General features: G+C 65.4%; 14 protein-coding genes. 8 read left to right on the forward strand and 6 right to left on the reverse strand.

Going from position 1 to position 17,659, the window contains the following annotated elements; all coding sequences use genetic code 11:
* Positions 1 to 102: 102 nt before the first annotated feature.
* Positions 103 to 1,527, forward strand: coding sequence for a dihydrolipoyl dehydrogenase (gene lpdA, locus LIX00_RS09790; protein WP_227353008.1), 1,425 nt, complete (start codon positions 103 to 105; stop codon positions 1,525 to 1,527).
* A gap of 115 nt (positions 1,528 to 1,642) precedes the next feature.
* On the opposite strand, the gene LIX00_RS09795 is transcribed toward lpdA, so the two are convergent.
* From LIX00_RS09795 to LIX00_RS09810, 4 genes are all read right to left on the reverse strand, one after another.
* On the reverse strand, positions 1,643 to 2,884 hold the full coding sequence (locus LIX00_RS09795; RefSeq protein WP_227353009.1) for a cation:proton antiporter: 1,242 nt from the start codon (positions 2,882 to 2,884) through the stop codon (positions 1,643 to 1,645).
* A 90-nt stretch (positions 2,885 to 2,974) separates the two neighbouring features.
* Positions 2,975 to 3,412 (reverse strand): NAD(P)-binding protein, encoded by a 438-nt coding sequence (locus tag LIX00_RS09800; protein ID WP_227353010.1) that lies wholly within the window; start codon positions 3,410 to 3,412, stop codon positions 2,975 to 2,977.
* A gap of 156 nt (positions 3,413 to 3,568) precedes the next feature.
* Entirely contained in the window at positions 3,569 to 4,036 is a 468-nt protein-coding gene (locus LIX00_RS09805) for an Lrp/AsnC family transcriptional regulator (RefSeq protein ID WP_227353011.1), read from the reverse strand.
* Between the two features lie 39 nt (positions 4,037 to 4,075).
* Positions 4,076 to 5,587 (reverse strand): DNA-directed DNA polymerase II small subunit, encoded by a 1,512-nt coding sequence (locus tag LIX00_RS09810; RefSeq protein ID WP_227353012.1) that lies wholly within the window; start codon positions 5,585 to 5,587, stop codon positions 4,076 to 4,078.
* A gap of 84 nt (positions 5,588 to 5,671) precedes the next feature.
* Here LIX00_RS09810 and LIX00_RS09815 point away from each other — a divergent pair, with 84 nt between their 5' ends.
* Both LIX00_RS09815 and LIX00_RS09820 read left to right on the forward strand, forming a co-directional pair.
* Entirely contained in the window at positions 5,672 to 6,424 is a 753-nt protein-coding gene (locus LIX00_RS09815) for a S24/S26 family peptidase (protein ID WP_227353013.1), read from the forward strand.
* A 98-nt stretch (positions 6,425 to 6,522) separates the two neighbouring features.
* Complete coding sequence (locus LIX00_RS09820; RefSeq protein ID WP_227353014.1) at positions 6,523 to 6,741, forward strand: DUF7569 family protein; 219 nt, start codon at positions 6,523 to 6,525, stop codon at positions 6,739 to 6,741.
* Between the two features lie 270 nt (positions 6,742 to 7,011).
* On the opposite strand, the gene LIX00_RS09825 is transcribed toward LIX00_RS09820, so the two are convergent.
* A complete protein-coding gene (locus LIX00_RS09825; RefSeq protein WP_227353015.1) occupies positions 7,012 to 9,054 on the reverse strand; it encodes a S9 family peptidase in 2,043 nt (680 codons plus the stop codon).
* Positions 9,055 to 9,219: 165 nt separating this feature from the next.
* Between LIX00_RS09825 and LIX00_RS09830 the strand changes: the two genes are divergently transcribed.
* From LIX00_RS09830 to LIX00_RS09840, 3 genes are read left to right on the forward strand one after another with little or no spacing between them, the layout of a single operon-like run.
* Positions 9,220 to 10,260 carry a TAXI family TRAP transporter solute-binding subunit gene (locus LIX00_RS09830; RefSeq protein ID WP_227353016.1) on the forward strand — a complete coding sequence of 347 codons (1,041 nt, stop codon included), beginning with the start codon at positions 9,220 to 9,222 and terminating at the stop codon, positions 10,258 to 10,260.
* A complete protein-coding gene (locus LIX00_RS09835; RefSeq protein ID WP_227353017.1) occupies positions 10,241 to 10,759 on the forward strand; it encodes a DUF1850 domain-containing protein in 519 nt (172 codons plus the stop codon). The genes LIX00_RS09830 and LIX00_RS09835 overlap by 20 nt, the downstream gene beginning before the upstream one ends.
* A complete protein-coding gene (locus LIX00_RS09840; RefSeq protein WP_227353018.1) occupies positions 10,756 to 13,437 on the forward strand; it encodes a TRAP transporter permease in 2,682 nt (893 codons plus the stop codon). The genes LIX00_RS09835 and LIX00_RS09840 overlap by 4 nt, the downstream gene beginning before the upstream one ends.
* Before the next feature lie 309 nt (positions 13,438 to 13,746).
* Here LIX00_RS09840 and LIX00_RS09845 read toward each other — a convergent pair whose 3' ends face one another.
* The gene (locus LIX00_RS09845) at positions 13,747 to 14,466 is read right to left on the reverse strand and encodes a DedA family protein (RefSeq protein WP_438267041.1); all 720 of its coding nucleotides are present in this window, start codon (positions 14,464 to 14,466) and stop codon (positions 13,747 to 13,749) included.
* A gap of 88 nt (positions 14,467 to 14,554) precedes the next feature.
* Here LIX00_RS09845 and hemB point away from each other — a divergent pair, with 88 nt between their 5' ends.
* Together hemB and LIX00_RS09855 are read left to right on the forward strand one after the other, a co-directional pair.
* Complete coding sequence (gene hemB, locus LIX00_RS09850) at positions 14,555 to 15,541, forward strand: porphobilinogen synthase (RefSeq protein ID WP_227353019.1); 987 nt, start codon at positions 14,555 to 14,557, stop codon at positions 15,539 to 15,541.
* A 409-nt stretch (positions 15,542 to 15,950) separates the two neighbouring features.
* Positions 15,951 to 17,657 (forward strand): ammonium transporter, encoded by a 1,707-nt coding sequence (locus LIX00_RS09855; RefSeq protein ID WP_438267042.1) that lies wholly within the window; start codon positions 15,951 to 15,953, stop codon positions 17,655 to 17,657.
* Positions 17,658 to 17,659: the final 2 nt, after the last annotated feature.

Consider the following 17,659-nt stretch of genomic DNA (forward strand, 5'->3'; position numbering starts at 1 on the left):
GATACCGACTCCGACGCGAAATCGCGCTAACGGAAAACGCGCGTCCACCCGACCGTCCGTAATCCGCCTGATTTTTTACCCGGTAGCCACTCTGTCCGCGTAATGGTCGTCGGAGACATCTCGACAGGAACGGACGTGCTGGTTATCGGCGCAGGACCGGGCGGCTACGTCGCCGCCATCCGCGCGGGTCAGTTGAGACTCGACGTGACGCTCGTGGAGAAGGACGCCTACGGCGGAACCTGCCTGAACTACGGCTGCATTCCGTCGAAGGCGATGATAACGGCGTCCGACCTGGCCTACGACGCGAACAACGCCGAGGAGATGGGAATCTACACCAAACTGGACGTGAACTTCGGCGAAATGGTCGAGTGGAAAGACGGCGTCGTCTCGCAGTTGACCGGCGGCGTCGAGAAACTCTGCAAGGCCAACGGCGTCTCGCTGATGGAAGGCCGCGCCGAGTTCGCGGACGAGAACTCGGTTCGCGTCGTCCACGGCGGCGAGGGACAGGGCGCGGAGACGGTCGAGTTCGAGCACGCCATCGTCGCCACCGGCAGTCGAGCCATCGAGATTCCCGGCTTCGAGTTCGACGGCGAGCACGTCCTCAACTCGCGGCAGGCGCTCGCGCTGGACGACGTGCCGGAGAGCATCGTTCTCGTCGGCGCGGGCTACATCGGCATGGAACTCGCGGGCGTCTTCGCCAAACTCGGCTCCGACGTGACGGTCGTGGAGATGCTGGACTCGGTGCTCCCGGGCTACGAGGACGACCTCGCGCGGCCGGTCAAGAAGCGAGCCGAGGAGTTGGGCATCGACTTCCACTTCGGGCAGGCCGCCAAGGAGTGGGAGGAGTCGGGCGGGGGCATCACGGTCGTGACCGAGAACGAGGACGGCGAGGTCTCGGAGTTCGGCGCCGAGAAGGTGCTCGTTGCGGTCGGTCGCCAACCGGTCACCGACACGCTCGAACTGGAGAACGCGGGCATCGAGACGGACGAGAAGGGCTTCATCGGGACGGACGACCGCGCGCGCACCGAGCAGGAGCACATCTTCGCCATCGGCGACGTGACCGGCGAACCGATGCTCGCGCACAAGGCGAGCAAGGAGGGACAGGTCGCCGCGGAGGTCATCGCCGGCGAACCCTCGGCCATCGACTACCAGGCCATGCCCGCCGCGGTGTTCACCGACCCCGAGATCGGCACGGTCGGACTGACGGAGGGGGAGGCGGAAGAGCAAGGCTTCGAACCCGTCGTCGGGCGGTTCCCGTTCCAAGCCAGCGGGCGCGCGCTCACCACGGGCCACGCGGAGGGCTTCGTCCGAATCGTCGCCGACGAGCCGAGCGGGTTCGTCCTCGGCGCACAAATCGTCGGCCCCGAGGCCTCCGAACTCATCGCCGAACTGGGACTGGCCATCGAGATGGGCGCGACGATAGAGGACGTGGCCGCCACGGTTCACACCCACCCGACGCTCTCGGAGAGTACGATGGAGGCCGCCGAGAACGCGCTCGGACACGCGATTCACACGCTGAATCGGTAGGCGGCAGCCAAGCGGTCGGTATTGGTCGATAGAAATCCGTTTTCCGAGGTTTCGTCGTCGCTCAGCGGAGACCAACCCCTTCGTTTCGACTGGAAAACCGGAAGCGGGCGGACGGTTAGGCCTCTCCGACGTCGGCCGCTTCGTCCATCCGGACGAGTTCGCCGACCGCTTCGAGCCAGTCGACGCCCCATTTCATCGTTATCGGGACCAGCGCGGTCGTCAGCATGGCGAGGAAGACCAGAATCGAGAACAGTTGCTGGTCGATGATACCCGCGTCCAAGCCGATGGAGGCGAGGATGATTTCGACGGTTCCCCGGCCGTTCATGCCGAATCCGACGACCAGTCCTTCGCGGGAGGTGAGGTCGGTCGGGAGCGAGAACGACCACGAGCCGACTATCTTTCCGACGAACGCCACCGTGACGAGCAACGCGAGGAGGCCGACGTCGTTCGCGAACACGTCGAGCGTCAGTTCGAACGCGACGGTGACGAAGAATATCGGCGCGAAGAACCCGATGGCGAGGTCGTACATCACGCCGTACATGTGGTCGTACAACCCCGGTTCGAGGTCAGCCTGTCGGAGGAACAGTCCGGCCATGAACCCGCCGATTATCATATGCAACCCCGCGAGGTGCGCCAGTTCGGCGAACAGGAGCGCGACGAGGAGGGCGATGGTGAACGCCGACGTCTTGTCCACGAACCCGTATCGCTCGCGGAGGCTCTCCAACTGCCGCCAGACCAGCGGGAGGAATCGAACGCCGATGAGCAGCGCGATGGCGAAAAACGCGAGCGCCTTGCCCGCGATGGTGGCGATGCTCACGGGGTTAACCGCACCGGCTTGGATGAAGCCGATGACCCCGGCGAACACGACGAGGACGCCCACGTCGGAGACGAGCGCACCGCCGAGCAGAACGCCCGCGATCCGCGTATCGAGGAGGTCGAGGTCGACCAGAATCCGGGACTTCGTCGCTAGCGACGTGGCGGCCATGGCCAGTCCGACGAACAGCGCTTGGTCGACGGTCGCACCGATGAGTAGCCCCGCGGCGTACCCCAATCCGAAGGGGAGGACGAATCCGCCGACGGCGACGATGAACGACTGCGGACCGAGTTCGAGGAGGTCGCGGATATCGACCTCCATTCCGACGTAGATCATCAGCAGAAACACGCCCAACTCAGCGAAGATCGTGAGTTCTTCCGCCGGGTGGATGAGGCCGAGCAGCGGCGGGCCGAAGACGATTCCCGCGAGCAGTTCCCCCATCAGCGCGGGATAGCCCAATCGTTCGGAGAACGAACCGAATACCCACGCGACGCTCAGAACGAGCAACAGGTTCAGAATATCTATTTCGAGCGTTTCTACCATATTAGCCTCCGAGGGGTCCGTCGGGTGATTCGAGGGCGGTGCGGGTACCGGTCGGTGGTGGTTCGTTTGAAATCATGGCTGGTCGAGAAGCTACGCGCGGTTGTCGAGGCGGCGCGGACGCCGTCTTTCGCGCGGTTCGAGCGCGGTTTGGAGTTCGCTGGCGAGCGCGTTCGCCGCGTCGATCGTCTCGATTCCGGCGTCTTCGAACGGTTCGCAGTTTCGCGGGTCGTTGACGCGAGCGACGACGCGCTCGGCGTCGAACGCGGTGCGCATCAGTTGCGCCACGAGGAGGTTGACGCTATCCTCGTCGGTCGCCGCGACGACGGTCTCTACCCCGGTGACGCCGAGGTCCCGAAGTTGCCGAACGTTCGTGATGTCCGTTTCGTGGGCGGTCACGCCGGCTTCGGCGGCGAGCGAGACGACGGCGGGGTCGCTGTCGAGGTACGCGACGGCGTCGTCGACCTCCTTGAGGCGAACCGCGAGCGTCCCGCCGGCGTAGTCGCCACCAACGATGAGCGTGCGAATCATGGTTCGTTTGGCGCGGACGGTGTGTCGTTTTGCGAGCCGCGTCCGAACGCCTCGGTGGATGCTCTGTCACGGATACGTATAAATATCCCGGCTAGAATACCGGTTCGGGATTTTATAGAGTTATTTTTTCTCGGTTCGTGATTAGCGTTGCGCGGACTACCGCTCGTCGGCGGACCGAAACGAATCGAAGGGATTGACGTACTCGTTTCGAATGAGGTCCTCGTCGGCGACTTCCAGACCGATCGCGCTCAAGTCCTGCCCGATGCGGCTCAAGTCGTCGTGGTCGGCGCCGAGGGCGCTGACGTGGATGTTCTCGCCGCCGGTCATGACTTCGCGGACCGCGACGACGCCCGGTACGTCCAGCGCCTCGCGGGCGAGTTGCTCCCTCGCGTCGATCGGGGCGGTGCAGACGATGAGCGTGTGCAGTTGATATCCCGTGCGCTGATAGTCGATGTCCGCGTGGTAGCCGCGGATGATGCCTCGGTCTTCGAGCCGGGTGATGCGCTTGCGAACCGTACTCGGGGAGACGTCCATCTCGTCCGCGATATCGCTCGTCGAGGCGTGTCGGGAGTCTCGCTGGAGCGTGTACAGAATGCGTTTGTCGAGGGCGTCGAGGTCGTCCATGAACCCACATACTCGTCGGAGAACAGGTGTTTTTTGGACTCAGACGAACTTCCGAGCGGTCACGTCGAGGGTGTCCAAATCCACGATGGGCGCGTACCCCCAATCGGGGTCGATGTTCACGCTCTTCTGGAAGTCGGTCTGGGACTGCCAGCAGCCGGAGTTGATGGCGAGCACGTTGTGGTACTTGCCGAAGCCGAGTTTGTGGACGTGGCCGGTGTGGAAGATGTCCGGCACCTCGTCGATGACGAGGTAGTCCCGCTCCTCCGGCGCGACGCGGGTGTGGCCGCCGTACTGCGGGGCGACGTGGCGTTTTTTGAGCAGTTGGTACATCGCCTTGTGCGGTTCGTCGTAGCTCGCCTTCTCGGCGGGGAGTTCGGCGATGACTTCGTCCAGCGAGACGCCGTGGTACATCAGCACCGAGACGCCTTCGATGGTCACCGTCGAGGGGTTGCCCGTGATGCGAGCGTCGTGAACGTCCATTATCTCGCGCAGTTCGTCGTCGAATCCCGGTTGGGGTTCGGCGAGGCGCACAGCGTCGTGGTTGCCGGGGATCATGACGATCTCCATGTCGTCCGGCACCTCCTTCAGGTGCTCCGAGAATTGCTCGTACTGATCGAAGATGTCGACGATGTCGAGTTCCTCGTCCTGATTCGGATAGATTCCGACCCCCTCGACCATGTCGCCCGCCACGAGCAGGTACTCGACGTGTTGGGCTTCGTCGGTGTGGAGCCAACTCGTGAAACGCTGCCACGCGTCGATCTCGAACTCCTGACTGCCGACGTGAACGTCGCTGATGAGCGCCGCCTGCACGTGACGGTCGGCGGTGGACGGCTGGTAGGTGCGCGGCACGTCCGGAAAGTGGAGCGAGTCGACGAAGAGGATGCCCGCGTCGCTCGATAAGCTCCCCTCGACCGCGACGGTCTCGTCCAACAGCAGTTCGTCCACGAGACCGGCGAACTCCTTGTCCTTCATCACGAGACAGGGGAAGGTTCCGTTCGTATCTTCGAGTTCGACGAGCCAGTGTCCGTTCGCCGTCGAGCGGATGTCGCTTATCATCCCGACGATGGCGGCGTCGCTCCCGCCCGGCATCTCCGCGACGGCGTTCGTCGGGCGAGCGTTCACCCGACCGCGGAGTTTGCCCGAGAGTCGTTGGAAGCGGTCGCGGAACACCGCGACGAAATCGTCGTACTCGCCGGTTCCGGTGCTCTCGCCGGTGATGTCGCCGTCGATGGTCGGTTGGTGCGGGCTTCGAGGCGTCGACGCCGACCCCTTCGTTTCGACTGGAGCGGCACCGCCGTTGGCTCGCGGTTCCGCGACCGCGGTTCCAGTTGAAACGGAGGGGTTTCCGTCACCGGCAACCGAGGAGTCGAGAACGCTTCTGACGTGGTCGACGGAGAGTTTGAGGGCGTCCTCGGGGGCGCGTTCGACTGCGCGTTCGAGCGCCCCCGATGGGTCGGACGCGCTCGCGAGGAGCGTCACCGCCTCGCGGTCCGCGTTGTACCCTCGGCTCGTCAGCTCTCTGACAATTCGAGCCGGGGTTTCCAGTGGCACGTTTTTGCCCACACACGGAGAGGCAAAAAACGTAGCGAACCAACCCAGAAGGTTAACAACTGGAGGCGGTCTACGGGTATCGTAATGAGTCCCCCAGACGAGTCGTCGCCGGACGGCGGCCGGGATACTGGCCCCGACGGGACGGGACCGGTCGCGTGGATTCGTTGGTTCCGACGCACCGACAACGGGACGGTCGTGTTCGTCCGCGAGATGTTAGAGAGCGTCGCCGTCGTCGCCGCAATCGGTCTCGTACTGTTCGCCGTCAGCGGGGTGTGGCCGCCGATGGTCGCCGTCGAGAGCGGGAGCATGGAGCCCCAGATGGAACGAGGCGACCTCATCTTCATCGTCGACGAGAACCGGTTCGTGCCGAACGCCGCCCAAGACGGGACGGGCGTCGTCAGCTATCAGCAGGGAAAGCAGTCGGGATACAAGAGCTTCAACGACTACGGCGACGTGATAATCTACCGACCGGACGGAAGCCAGTACGAGACGCCCATCATCCATCGAGCGCGCTTCTGGGTCGAGAGCGGGGAGAACTGGTACGACGAAGCCAACCCGGCCTACATCGCCGGCGCGGACAACTGCGAAGAGTTGGCACACTGTCCGGCCCCGCACGCCGGATTCATCACGAAGGGGGACAACAACGGCGCGTACGACCAGGTCGTCGGCATCAGCGAGCCGGTTAAACCGAGTTGGATTCGCGGCACCGCCGAGGTGAAGATACCGTGGCTGGGGCACGTTCGCCTCATTTTCTCCAAAGGGGACGTCCCGACGAGCGTGCAGTATCAACTCCACCAGCCGATGACGAACGGAACCCGGTACGCGCCGCCCGCGTAGTCGAACGCGACGAATCGAAACGCCGGGACGGTCGCCGCCGAAACGTCCCCGCGTCGTACCCGACGAGTTTTATATATCCGGCGTCACATTGACCCCTCATGAGCGATGAGAACGACCCCGAACCGTGTGACGACTGTCGAGAACCGCTGACGGACGCGCTGGCCCGCACCGTCCGTCTGACGGTCGACCGTTCGCAGATAGACAGCCAACGGCTCTGTCCCGAGTGTTTCGCCGACTGGATCGACCGCTACGAGAACGAAATGACGCCCGGTTCCGACGAATCGGAGAACGAAGGCTCCGAGATAATCGTCGATTGAACCCCCTTCTTTCGGGTCGAGATCCGGATGAAAACGTCCGGATCGGTGGCGGTTCGGCGCGCCGAATCGACCTCGTACCGCGGCGTCGCTCGCGCGGAGTGCCGTACCCCGACTTCGACGAGGCGACGAACCGCTTCGGATAGCGTCAACGAGGACGAAAGAACCGAACGAGAGACCCCCTCGTTTCCGGTGAAAAACCGATAGCCCGCGGTGTACTTATCGAGAATACGTCCCCGAACGAAACGTACCCCACTATGAGAATAGTTGTCGCTATTCGCCTCCGTCGTCGTCGGTTTCGTCGGCCTCGTCGCCCTCCGCCGCGGAGAGTCCGTCGTCGCCGCGCTCCAGGGCCTTCGGCGCGTCGTGGTGGTCGGAGTAGCCGTCGAACCAACGGGCGATGCGCTCCAACCGGTCGACGACGTGGGCCGGTTCGCCGCTGCGGGAGAGTTCGTGGCCCTCGCGCGGGTAGCGCACGAGCCGGGTCTCCACGTCGTTTTTCTTGAGAAGCAGGTAGAGCATCTCGGCGTTGTTCACCGGAACGCGGAAGTCCTCGTCGCTGTGAACGACGAGCGTCGGCGTCGTCACCCGGTCGGCGTAGGCCACGGGCGAACGCTCCCAGAGGAACTCCGGTTCCTCCCACGGCGTCGTGTCGAAGTCCCACTCGACCAGTTTGAAGGCGTCCGTCGACCCGTAGAAGCTGTTGAGGTCGTACACGCCGCGCTGGGTCACCGCGCCAGCGAACCGGTCGGTGTGGCCGACGATCCACGAGGTCATGTAGCCGCCGAAGCTACCGCCGGTGACGAACATGCTGTCCTCGTCCACGTAATCGCGTTCGGCGACGAGGTCAGTGCCGGCCATCACGTCGGTCATCGTCACGTCGCCCCAGTCGCGCTCGATCGCGGCCATGTGCTCCTCGCCGTACCCGGTCGAACCGCGGGGGTTGCACCAGAAGACGACGTAGCCCCGCGCCGCGAGCGCCTGGAACTCGTGCCACATGGTTCCGCTGGTGGACCACATGGCGTGCGGACCGCCGTGAATCTCGACCACGAGCGGATACGTTTCGGCGGCGTCGAAATCGGGGGGCGTCAGCACCCACCCCTGCACTTCGACTCCGTCGTCCGACTCGAATCGAAGCTCCTCGGGTTGACCGACCGCCCGTTCGTCGAGGTACTCCGCGTTGACCCGAGTGAGTCGCCGGGTTTCGGCCCCGCCGAGCGTCGAGGCGAACACGTCGCCCGGATGGTCCCACTCGGATTTCGCGTAGGTGACGGCGTCCGAGCCGACCGAGAAGTCGGTGACGTGGCCATCGTCGACGACGAGTTCGGGGGCGTCGCTCCCGTCTCCGGGGACGCGCCAGACGACGAAGTCGCCCTCGTCGGGCGTCCCGAAGTAGACCGTCTCCTCGTCGTCGTCCCACTGCGGCGGAATCGAGAGCGTCCTGTCGAGCGACTCGGTGAGCGTCACCGTCTCGCCGGTTTCGCGGTCGAACACCTCTATCTCGGTCTGGCGAAGCGTCGCCTTCTCCTCCGGCGAGTAGAGGTAAGCGACCCGTCCGTCTTCCGTCGCCGCGATGGACGCCCCCCAACCGCTCGTCCGGACGACCTGCTCTTCCTCGCCGGAGTCCGTGTCGTGGGCGACGATGTCGACCGTGATGTTGTCGTCAGGGTCGCCCTCGCGCCGGGCGCCGTAGTAGAGCGTCGTCGCGTCGCCCCACTCCGGCTCCGCGAAATCGAAGTCGCCGTCGGTGAGTCGTTCGACGGAGTCGTCAGAGAGGTCGACGATGTAGACGTGGCTCCGCCTGCTGTCGAAGTACCGTTGCCCCGCGCGGTAGATTTTCCGGTCGATGACGCGGGGGTCGGGCGTCTCCGGCTCGTACTCCTCGCCGTCCAGCGAGATGTCGCGCCCCTCCTCGCGGTCGTCCTCGGTGCTCTGCTGGACGAACGCGATTCGCATCCCGTCCGGCGACCACGCCAACTGCGAGACGCCGCCCGCCACGTCCGTGACCCGTCGCGCCTCGCCGCCCTCCGCGGGGAGCACCCACAACTGCGGGCGGTCGTCGTCCGCGCCGCGCGTGCTCACGAACGCGAGGCGGTCGCCGCTCGGACTCCATCGCGGGTCGCTGTCCGCGCCCTCGTTGATGGTGAACCGGGTCGGCTCGCCGCCGCCGAGCGGGACGACGTACACGGTCGCCTCGTACTGCTCGTCGTCCTTCGGGACGGAGCGAACGAACGCCACTCGTTCGCCGTCCGGCGATAGCTGTGGGTCGCTCACTTTGGCGATATCGTGATACTCGTTGGCACGTATCGTTTCCATATCCTCCTCCTCGGAACGGGAGGTCAAATACATTTTCGATTCGAAACCCCTTCCGACAAGCGAGCGTTTCCCGGCGATACCCGACGTTACCGCCGAGTATCGCCGTATTTCCGCCACGAAGCGTCGGGTGGCTATATGAACTCTTGGAAAGAGGTCAGTTGATGTATGGTGGGGGAATTCAACAGACGCACGTTCGTGAAAGCCGCGGGGGCGGCGGGACTTCTCGGACTCTCCGGAGACGCGCTCGCCCAGCAACGACGATTGACGTGGTTCGCCGGCGGAACCGGCGGGACGTACTTTCCGCTGTCGAATCAGTTCAAGACGATCATCGAGAACAACACCGAGTACACGGTGCAGGTGCAGTCCACGGGCGCGAGCGTGGAGAACGTCGGCGGCCTCGCGCAGGGGAACGCCGACTTCGCGCTCATCCAGAACGACGTCGCGTACTTCGCGTACAACGGGAGCGGTATCGAGGAGTTCCAAGGGAACGCCATCAGGAGTTTGCGCGGCGTGGCGACCCTCTACCCGGAAACGATACACATCGTCACGCTCCAGGGAAGCAACATCAATCGGCTCCAGGATCTCCGAGGGAAGACCATCAACACCGGCGACCTCGGGAGCGGAACGCAGGTTAACGCCCTCCAGATCCTGGAGGCGGTCGGCATCCAACAGAACGACTTCACCGAGCAGAACACCAGCTTCTCGCAGGCGGCGGACCAACTTCGCAACGGCGACATCGACGCGGCGTTCGTCGTCGGCGGCTGGCCCGTCGGCGCGATAGAGGAGTTGGCGACGACGAACAACATCGCCTTCGTGGAGATTTCCGGCCAGACGCGCCAGAACATCAAAGACCAGGCGTCGTGGTTCGCGGACGACAGGATTCCGCCGGGAACCTACAGCGGGCAGAACGAACCCGTCCAGACCGTCGCGGTTCGGGCGATGATAGCGACGACTCGGAACCAATCGAACCAGTCGGTTCGCGCGGTGACGCAGTCCATCTTCAACAACACCGGACAGCTGAGTTTGAAAAAGCAGTTCATCAGCCGGGAGAACGCGCTGGACGGGATGTCCATCCCGCTCCACCCCGCGGCGAGGGAGATTTTCGGCCCGGCGACGACGCAGGGTGGTGGCAACCAGACCGGTGGAAACCAGACCGGCGGGAACCAGACGGGAGGGAACCAGACCGGTGGGAACGAGAGCTCGTAGCGGGGCCTCCGCCGGCGTGATCCTCGCGGTCGTTTTGCTCGCGGTGTCGGCGATCGCGGTTCCGGCGGTCGGGCAGGCGGACGACCGCGGACGGCCGAGCGCGCAAGCGACCGAGAAGGTGCTCGTCGTCGCGGACGCTGACACCGGCGAACCGATACTCGTCGCGCCCGTCGAGAACGGAACTCGGGTGACGCTCGCGTACACCCACAGCGTCGAAAAGACGCCCGTTCGGGACGTGTACGCGGTCGACGGGAGCCGGTTGGAGATGGTCGAGATGCGGTTCCAGTCGTACGGCGCGGGGCTCCCGGCGCGGGCGGACGTCACCCGCGAGAACGGGTGGTTCGTCTTCGACCCGGCGGGTAGCTACGCCACCGTGCCCGCCGCGCCCGGCGAGGTCGCCGGTCACGAACTGCGCGTGGGCGACCGGCGCTACGACCTCGTCGCGCTGTCGGGCGGCGAGTCGGTCGAACTGTTCGTCGTCCGACGGTGTCCGTCATGAGCGACACGCTCACCGAGGAACAGCAGGAGGAACTCGTCCAGGAACTGGAGCGCAGGCGCAGACTACAGGGGCTCGCCGCCGTCGTCGCCTCCGCCATCGCTATCGCGTTCTCCGCGTTCCAGATGTGGCTCGCCGCGCAGGGATTCATCTTCGCGGCGACGCTTCCGGTGGTCGGCGAGGTGCAACTGGCCGCGCTCCAACTGCTGCAGGTGAACGCCGTCCACGTCACGTTCGCCCTGCTGTTGACCTTTCTGCTGTTTCCGACGACGACCGGACGGGGAGCAATCGCGCGGCGGTTCGGTCGAATCGCTCCGTACTCCCGGGAACGACTCGGGGAAGACAGCCCCGTCACCCGCGGTCTCGCCGGGGTGCGCCGGGGAGTCCGCTGGGCGATGGTCGACCCGGACAGGACGCGGGTAACGCCCGTCGATTTCGTGATGATGGGGTTCGCGCTGCTCTCGGCCTGGTACATGCTCGTCGACTTCGACGAGATTCGCCAGATGCGGGCGCTGGGATTGGGATTCGGACGCACCACCGCCGAGGTGTACCCCGCCCTCTCGCCGGCGCTCGACGCCCTTTCGACCGTCGGCGTTCCGGTCGACGAGGTGTCCTACGCCTTCGTCCTCGGGGCGCTCGGCGTCCTGCTCGTGCTCGACGCGACCCGGCGCGCGCTGGGGGTGTACCTGATGGTCATCGTCGCGTCGTTCATCGTCTACGCGCGCTGGGGCTACCTGATCCCGATCGGCGCGCCCGTCGTCGGCGTGCTCTCCATCCCGCCGCTCGACTGGAGTTCCATCGTCCAGAACCTCTGGTACAACACCGAGAACGGCGTGTTCGGGATTCCGGTCACGGTGAGCGTTCGGTTCATCTACATCTTCATCCTCTTCGGCGCGTTCCTGGAGATGAGCGGGGCGGGCCAGTGGTTCATCGAGTTGGCCTACGCCGCGACCGGGCGGCGCAAGGGCGGTCCCGCCAAGGCGTCCATCCTCGCGTCGGGGTTCATGGGCACCATCAGCGGTTCGTCCATCGCCAACACGGTGACGACGGGGGCGTTCACGATTCCGTTGATGAAACGCTCCGGCTACCGGTCGGAGTTCGCTGGGGCGGTCGAAGCCTCCGCCTCGTCGGGCGGGCAAATCCTCCCGCCCGTCATGGGTGCGGCGGCGTTCCTCATTGTGGAGTACACGCTGACGCCCTTCCGGGACGTGATAATCGCGGCGGCGATTCCGGCCGTCGTCTTCTTCTTCGGCGTGTGGGTGATGGTGCACCTCGAAGCGTCGAAGGAGAACATCGGCGGGCTGGCGGACGCGGAAATCGTCTCGTTCCGCCCGCACCTCCTGCGAGGGTGGTTCTACCTCGTTCCGCTGATACTGCTCCTCTACTACCTCATCGTCGAGCGCCTCTCCATCGAGCGGGCGGCGTGGTACACGCTGGTCGCCATCGGGGCGCTCATCGCGCTCGTCGCGGCGTACAATCGGCGTTCGCGGGTTCCGCTCCTCGGAGCTATCGCCGGGGTGTGCGCGCTCCAGTTCGCCGCGTTCGCGACGGCGGGCGTCGGAATCGTCTCGCTGCTCGCCGACGGCGGCGGTGGTGCGGGGATGACCACCGCCGCCGCGCTCGCCGTCGTCGCGGGGCAACTCGGCTGGATCATCCTCGCCGTGAGCCTCGTCACGCTCCTCGTCCGTCCGCACGCCGACGCGCCGCTCCTCGATTTCGACGGGCAGGTCGATAGCGCGGTGGCGAAAGGAGCGAAGGTGCTTCGGCGACCGCGACTCGCGGACAACCGGGCGTTCCAGTACGGCGGATTCGTCCTCGAATCGATGGACTCGGGGGCGCGAACCGCGACGACGGTGGTCATCGCGGTGGCGGCGGCGGGCATCATCCCCGGCGTCATCAGCGTCAGCGGACTCGGGCCGAACCTCACCGCGCTCATCGAGACGGTGAGCGGCGGTTCCATCGTCGCCCTGCTGGTGCTCACGGCGGTCTCCTCCATCATCCTCGGGATGGGGATGCCGACGACGGTGACCTACATCATCCTCGTCTCGATGCTCGGCCCCGCCATCTCCGGGTTCGGCATTCCCATCCTGTCGGCGCACCTGTTCATCCTCTACTTCGGCGTCATCGCCGACATCACGCCGCCGGTCGCGGTGGCGGCGTACGCCGCCTCCGGCATCGCCAAATCCGATCAGTTCCGGACGGGGGTGGAGGCGTTCTCGCTGTCGCTGAACAAGGCCATCGTTCCCTTCGCGTTCGTGCTGACGCCCGGCATCCTCCTCCTGCGCGGCACGGGAACTGGAGAGGAGGTTCGCGTCATCGGCCTCGCCGACGTCACCGAACTCGGCTACTTCGTGCCCGACGTGCTGATTCCGGTGACGGGGGTGTTCGTCGGCGTCGTCGCGCTCGGCGCGACCGTCATCGGCTACCTCTACACCGACGTTGGTCGGACGGACAGGGCGGCGTTCGCGCTCGCCGCGCTCCTGCTCATGGCACCCCTGTTGCTGTTCAACACCGCGACCGGTCTGCTCGGACTGCTCGGCCTGCCGACCTTCGATCCCGGTTCGTTCGACCTCGTGCTCCGGGCGATCGGCGCGGTCGCCTTCGGCGCGCTGGTGCTCAAGAATCGCCGACGGGCCGACAAGGTGGCCGCGGACGAGCGCGGCGCGACCGAGGCCGCCTGACGGACCTGAGCGGGTCCGTTTCGACGAGCCGACGCGCCGCCGCTAGCCGACGGTAATTCGAGAAGGATACGCCGTTCCCGGCAGTTCGGCGTAGCTGGCTGAAATCTGTCGTGTCTCGCTCAAAGGAGTTGCGCCCGCGCAGCGTTCATGGCATGGCACGCGACAAACGGCACGCGGGCGCACTAGATAGTACGCTCCTCTCGCTGTTAGGTCTATCGCTATGGTAAAACGGCGACAGTTCCGAAACAAACTGTCGTCGGACGGCGGTTTTTCGCACGGGGCGCGAGTGTCAGCGAGAAGCGAAGACGCCTAGAACGGGAGCGAATCGAGGAGACCGAGTTTGATGGTGTAAATCGTGAACACGGTGAGCCACGTCTGGAAAATCAACGTTCCGATCGCGGAGAGGACGATGAACTCCCAGTCGCGCATCTCCGCGAATCCGGCGGGGACGGTGAGCATCCCACGGGTGAACAGCAGGGCGTTGCTCACCGGAACGACGACGCGGCCCCATCGCTGGAACCAACCGTCGAATCGGTCGAGCGAGGATTCGGAGATTCGGAACCACGGTTTTTCCAGCAGGTACTCGCGACCGCCGCGTTTCGCCAGCGAAAACAGCGCGTACTGGCCGATGGTCGCGCCGACGACGGCGACGAAGATGATGATGGCGATACTCCGAATGTCGTTCGGTGACGCGAGGGCGGTCACGGTGAACGGCACGAGACTCTCGCTCGGCGCGAAGTACAACAGCATCGCACCCTCTAGAATGAGGATGAGAAAGAGCGCCACGAGACCGTACTGGTTGAGCCACTGCTTGGCGAGTTCCTCATCGCCGAACACGAAGAGGAGGATGCCGATGACGGCGGCGATGAAGACCGCGCCGACGAGCAACAGCACGCCGTAATCGGCGACGAACGTCCGAAGCGACCGCGTATCGGGGGCGAACGAGAGGAGCGCGAGGCCGAAAACCGAACAGGCGAACAGGGCGACGAGAGGGGTCGTCTCGACCGCGACGAGCGAGGCGATGTTCATCTGATACGAGTATTGCCGCCGTACAGTAAATGCGTTGTGACCCGGGATGGAACGACGCGGTTTTGGGCGTTCCGCGGGTAATACCGGTATGAACCCTATCGAGCGCCCACGTCGTCTGCGTCGGGACGGCCTCCGAGAACTCGTCAGCGAGACGACGCTCGACGCGAGCGACCTCGTCACGCCCGTGTTCGTCGACGCGACGACCGACGAGCGAGTCGCGATCGAGTCGATGCCGGGCCACGAGCGCGTCCCCGTCGAGGAGAGCGTGTCCCGCGTCGAGGAAGTGCTGGAGACCGGCGTCGAGGCCGTGATGCTGTTCGGCATCCCGGAGTCGAAAGACGACCGCGGCAGTCGGGCGTGGGCCGCGGACGGCGTCGTGCAGGAAGCGACGCGCCGAATCACGCGGGAGACCGACGCCACGGTCATCACCGACGTGTGCCTCTGCGAGTACACCGAGCACGGCCACTGCGGCGTGTTGGAGGACGATGCCGCGGCCGACCCGCGACTCACCGTGAAGAACGACGAGACGCTCGACCTCCTCGGGAAGATAGCCGTCTCGCACGCGGAGGCCGGAGCCGAGATGGTCGCGCCGAGCGGGATGATGGACGGGATGGTCGGCGCGATTCGCGACGCGCTGGACGACGCGGGCCGCGCGGACGTGCCCATCATGAGCTACGCCGCGAAGTACGAGTCGGCGTTCTACGGCCCCTTCCGCGACGCCGCGGACGGCGCGCCCGCCTTCGGCGACCGGCGACACTACCAGATGGACCCCGCCAACGCGCGCGAAGCGATGCGCGAGGTCTCCCTCGACGTCGAACAGGGGGCGGACGTGCTGCTGGTCAAGCCCGCTCTCCCGTACCTCGACGTGATCGGCGCGATTCGAGCGGAGTTCGACCGACCCGTCGCCGCGTACAACGTCTCCGGGGAGTACGCGATGCTCCACGCCGCCGCCGACAGGGGATGGCTCGACCTGCGGGAAACGGCGCTGGAGTCGTTGGTGTCGATAAAGCGCGCCGGAGCGGACATCATCGTGACGTACTTCGCGGAGGACATCGCCGACGCGCTCGGCCGGTGAACAAGGAGCCCGCTATCGGTTCTCCAGTTGAAATGACCGGGTCGGAGACGTGTTTTATCGTCCGATAAATTCGGAGCGCGACTCCCGCCGCCCGCTCGTTTTCGTGCGCACCCTATACGGAAGCGGACGGGGAGAACGCCTCGCCGGCGGTCGACGTTCGTCCAGAATCGAAACGACGGACGGCCACTTTTTGGGCGCTTTACAACCTTAAATAGAGAGTATACGATTATAATCCGGTCGTCCGTCCACCGAAGCCGGTGGAAATCTTCGTTTTTCAACGGTTAACCTTATCAATGGGAATGCTGTTTCGTTATGACGTAATGAAGCGCTCAAACGTCGAAGAGTATTCGATATTCATAGACAGTTGTCCAGACGATATCGTCATCGTGCGGAAAAGGGAGGAGAGCCCGTGAACAGCACCGTTCTCGCTCAGGGGAGCGACCTCGCCGTCATCGCGGAAGGGGTCAATCTCCTGTGGATGCTGGTCGTCACCTTCCTCATCTTCTTCATGCACGCCGGGTTCGCCATGCTAGAGGCCGGACAGGTGCGTTCGAAGAACGTCGCCAACCAGTTGACGAAGAACCTGCTCACGTGGAGCGTCGGCGTCCTCGCCTTCTTCCTCGCGGGCGCGGCGCTCTCGAACGTCGTCGGCCACCTGACCGGGGCGAGCGGCGCGTGGACGCTCGGCGGCGAGTTCGGGGCCGTCCTCGAACCCGGCGGCGTCAACGCGTGGGTCGACTGGTTGTTCGGCGCGGTGTTCGCCATGACCGCGGCGACCATCGTCAGCGGGGCCGTCGCCGGGCGGTGCAAACTCCGCACGTACGTGACCTACACCGTCCTGTTGGCGGCGGTCATCTACCCGGTCGTCGTCGGATTCACGTGGGCGGGCGGGGTCCTCGCCACCCTCGGCTTCCACGACTTCGCGGGCGGCATGGTCGTTCACGGGATGGGCGGCATCGCCGGACTGACCGCGGCGTGGATCGTCGGACCGCGTCTCGGTCGGTTCGACGACGACGGCACCGCGAACGTCATCCCCGGCCACTCGCTTACCTTCGCCGCGCTCGGCACGCTCATCCTGGCGTTCGGCTGGTACGGCTTCAACGTCGGCACCGCGGCCACGGTGTTCGCCGCCGAGGGAAGGTCGCTCTCGCTGGCCGCGTTCGCGACGGTCGGTCGGGTCGCGCTCGTCACAACGCTCGGAATGGCCGCGGGTGCGCTCGGCGCGAGCGCGGTGTCGCTGCGCCGCACCGGTAAGGTGGACACCCTCTACGTCGCGAACGGCCTGCTCGCCGGACTGGTCGGTATTACGGGCATCGCCGACGATATCGTCTGGCCCGGTGCGCTCGCGGTCGGCCTGCTGGCGGGGGCACAACTCCCCTACGTCTTCGAGTTCGTCGAGAAACGCCTCCGCATCGACGACGTGTGTGCTGTGTTCCCGGTTCACGGCTCCGCCGGAATCCTCGGAACGTTGGCTTATCCGTTCGGCGCCGTCGGAACGTGGGAGAGTTTCGGCCTCGGTGCGGTGCTCTCGGAACTCGCCGTGCAGGCCGTCGGCGTTGCCCTCATCGCCCTCTGGACCGTCGCCGCGACCGGCGCCGTGTTCGGCGTCGCGCGCGCGCTCGGACAGGCCCGCGTCACGCCGGAGCACGAGCGCGAAGGACTGGACACCGCCGAACACGGCGTCGAGACCTATCCCGAGTTCAACATCGACGGCCCGGGCGAGGTGGCGACCGAACAACTGCGCGCCGACGGCGGCCAACGTCCGAACGACGGCGGAATAAAGCTCGTCACCGCCATCGTCCGTCCCGACCGTCTCACGAAGGTGAAGCGGGCGCTGGCGGACGTCGGCGCGCCGAGCCTCACGGTGACGAACGTCAGCGGACGCGGAAGTCAGCCCGCCAAACTCGGCCAGTGGCGCGGCGAGGAGTACGTCGTCGACCTGCACCAGAAGGTGAAGGTGGAGTGCGTGGTCGCGGACGTTCCCGCGGAAGACGTCATCGACGCCATCCGCGACGCCGCGAACACGGGCGAACCCGGCGACGGGAAGATATTCGTCGTCCCCATCGAGGACGCCTGTCAGGTTCGAACCGGGAAACGGGGCACGGAGGCGGTCTGAGG

This window comes from Haladaptatus salinisoli, from assembly GCF_020614375.1.
Classification (GTDB): Archaea; Halobacteriota; Halobacteria; order Halobacteriales; family Haladaptataceae; genus Haladaptatus; species Haladaptatus salinisoli.

Bases quoted from the DNA above. Each gene is read 5' to 3' on its own strand.
- LIX00_RS09805 (WP_227353011.1), bottom strand. From the start codon at position 4,036: ATGGACGACCTCGACGCCCTCGACAAACGCATTCTGTACACGCTCCAG.
- lpdA (WP_227353008.1), top strand. From the start codon at position 103: ATGGTCGTCGGAGACATCTCGACAGGAACGGACGTGCTGGTTATCGGC.
- hemB (WP_227353019.1), top strand. From the start codon at position 14,555: ATGAACCCTATCGAGCGCCCACGTCGTCTGCGTCGGGACGGCCTCCGA.
- LIX00_RS09840 (WP_227353018.1), top strand. From the start codon at position 10,756: ATGAGCGACACGCTCACCGAGGAACAGCAGGAGGAACTCGTCCAGGAA.
- LIX00_RS09815 (WP_227353013.1), top strand. From the start codon at position 5,672: ATGAGTCCCCCAGACGAGTCGTCGCCGGACGGCGGCCGGGATACTGGC.
- LIX00_RS09795 (WP_227353009.1), bottom strand. From the start codon at position 2,884: ATGGTAGAAACGCTCGAAATAGATATTCTGAACCTGTTGCTCGTTCTG.
- LIX00_RS09830 (WP_227353016.1), top strand. From the start codon at position 9,220: ATGGTGGGGGAATTCAACAGACGCACGTTCGTGAAAGCCGCGGGGGCG.
- LIX00_RS09820 (WP_227353014.1), top strand. From the start codon at position 6,523: ATGAGCGATGAGAACGACCCCGAACCGTGTGACGACTGTCGAGAACCG.
- LIX00_RS09825 (WP_227353015.1), bottom strand. From the start codon at position 9,054: ATGGAAACGATACGTGCCAACGAGTATCACGATATCGCCAAAGTGAGC.
- LIX00_RS09845 (WP_438267041.1), bottom strand. From the start codon at position 14,466: ATGAACATCGCCTCGCTCGTCGCGGTCGAGACGACCCCTCTCGTCGCC.
- LIX00_RS09800 (WP_227353010.1), bottom strand. From the start codon at position 3,412: ATGATTCGCACGCTCATCGTTGGTGGCGACTACGCCGGCGGGACGCTC.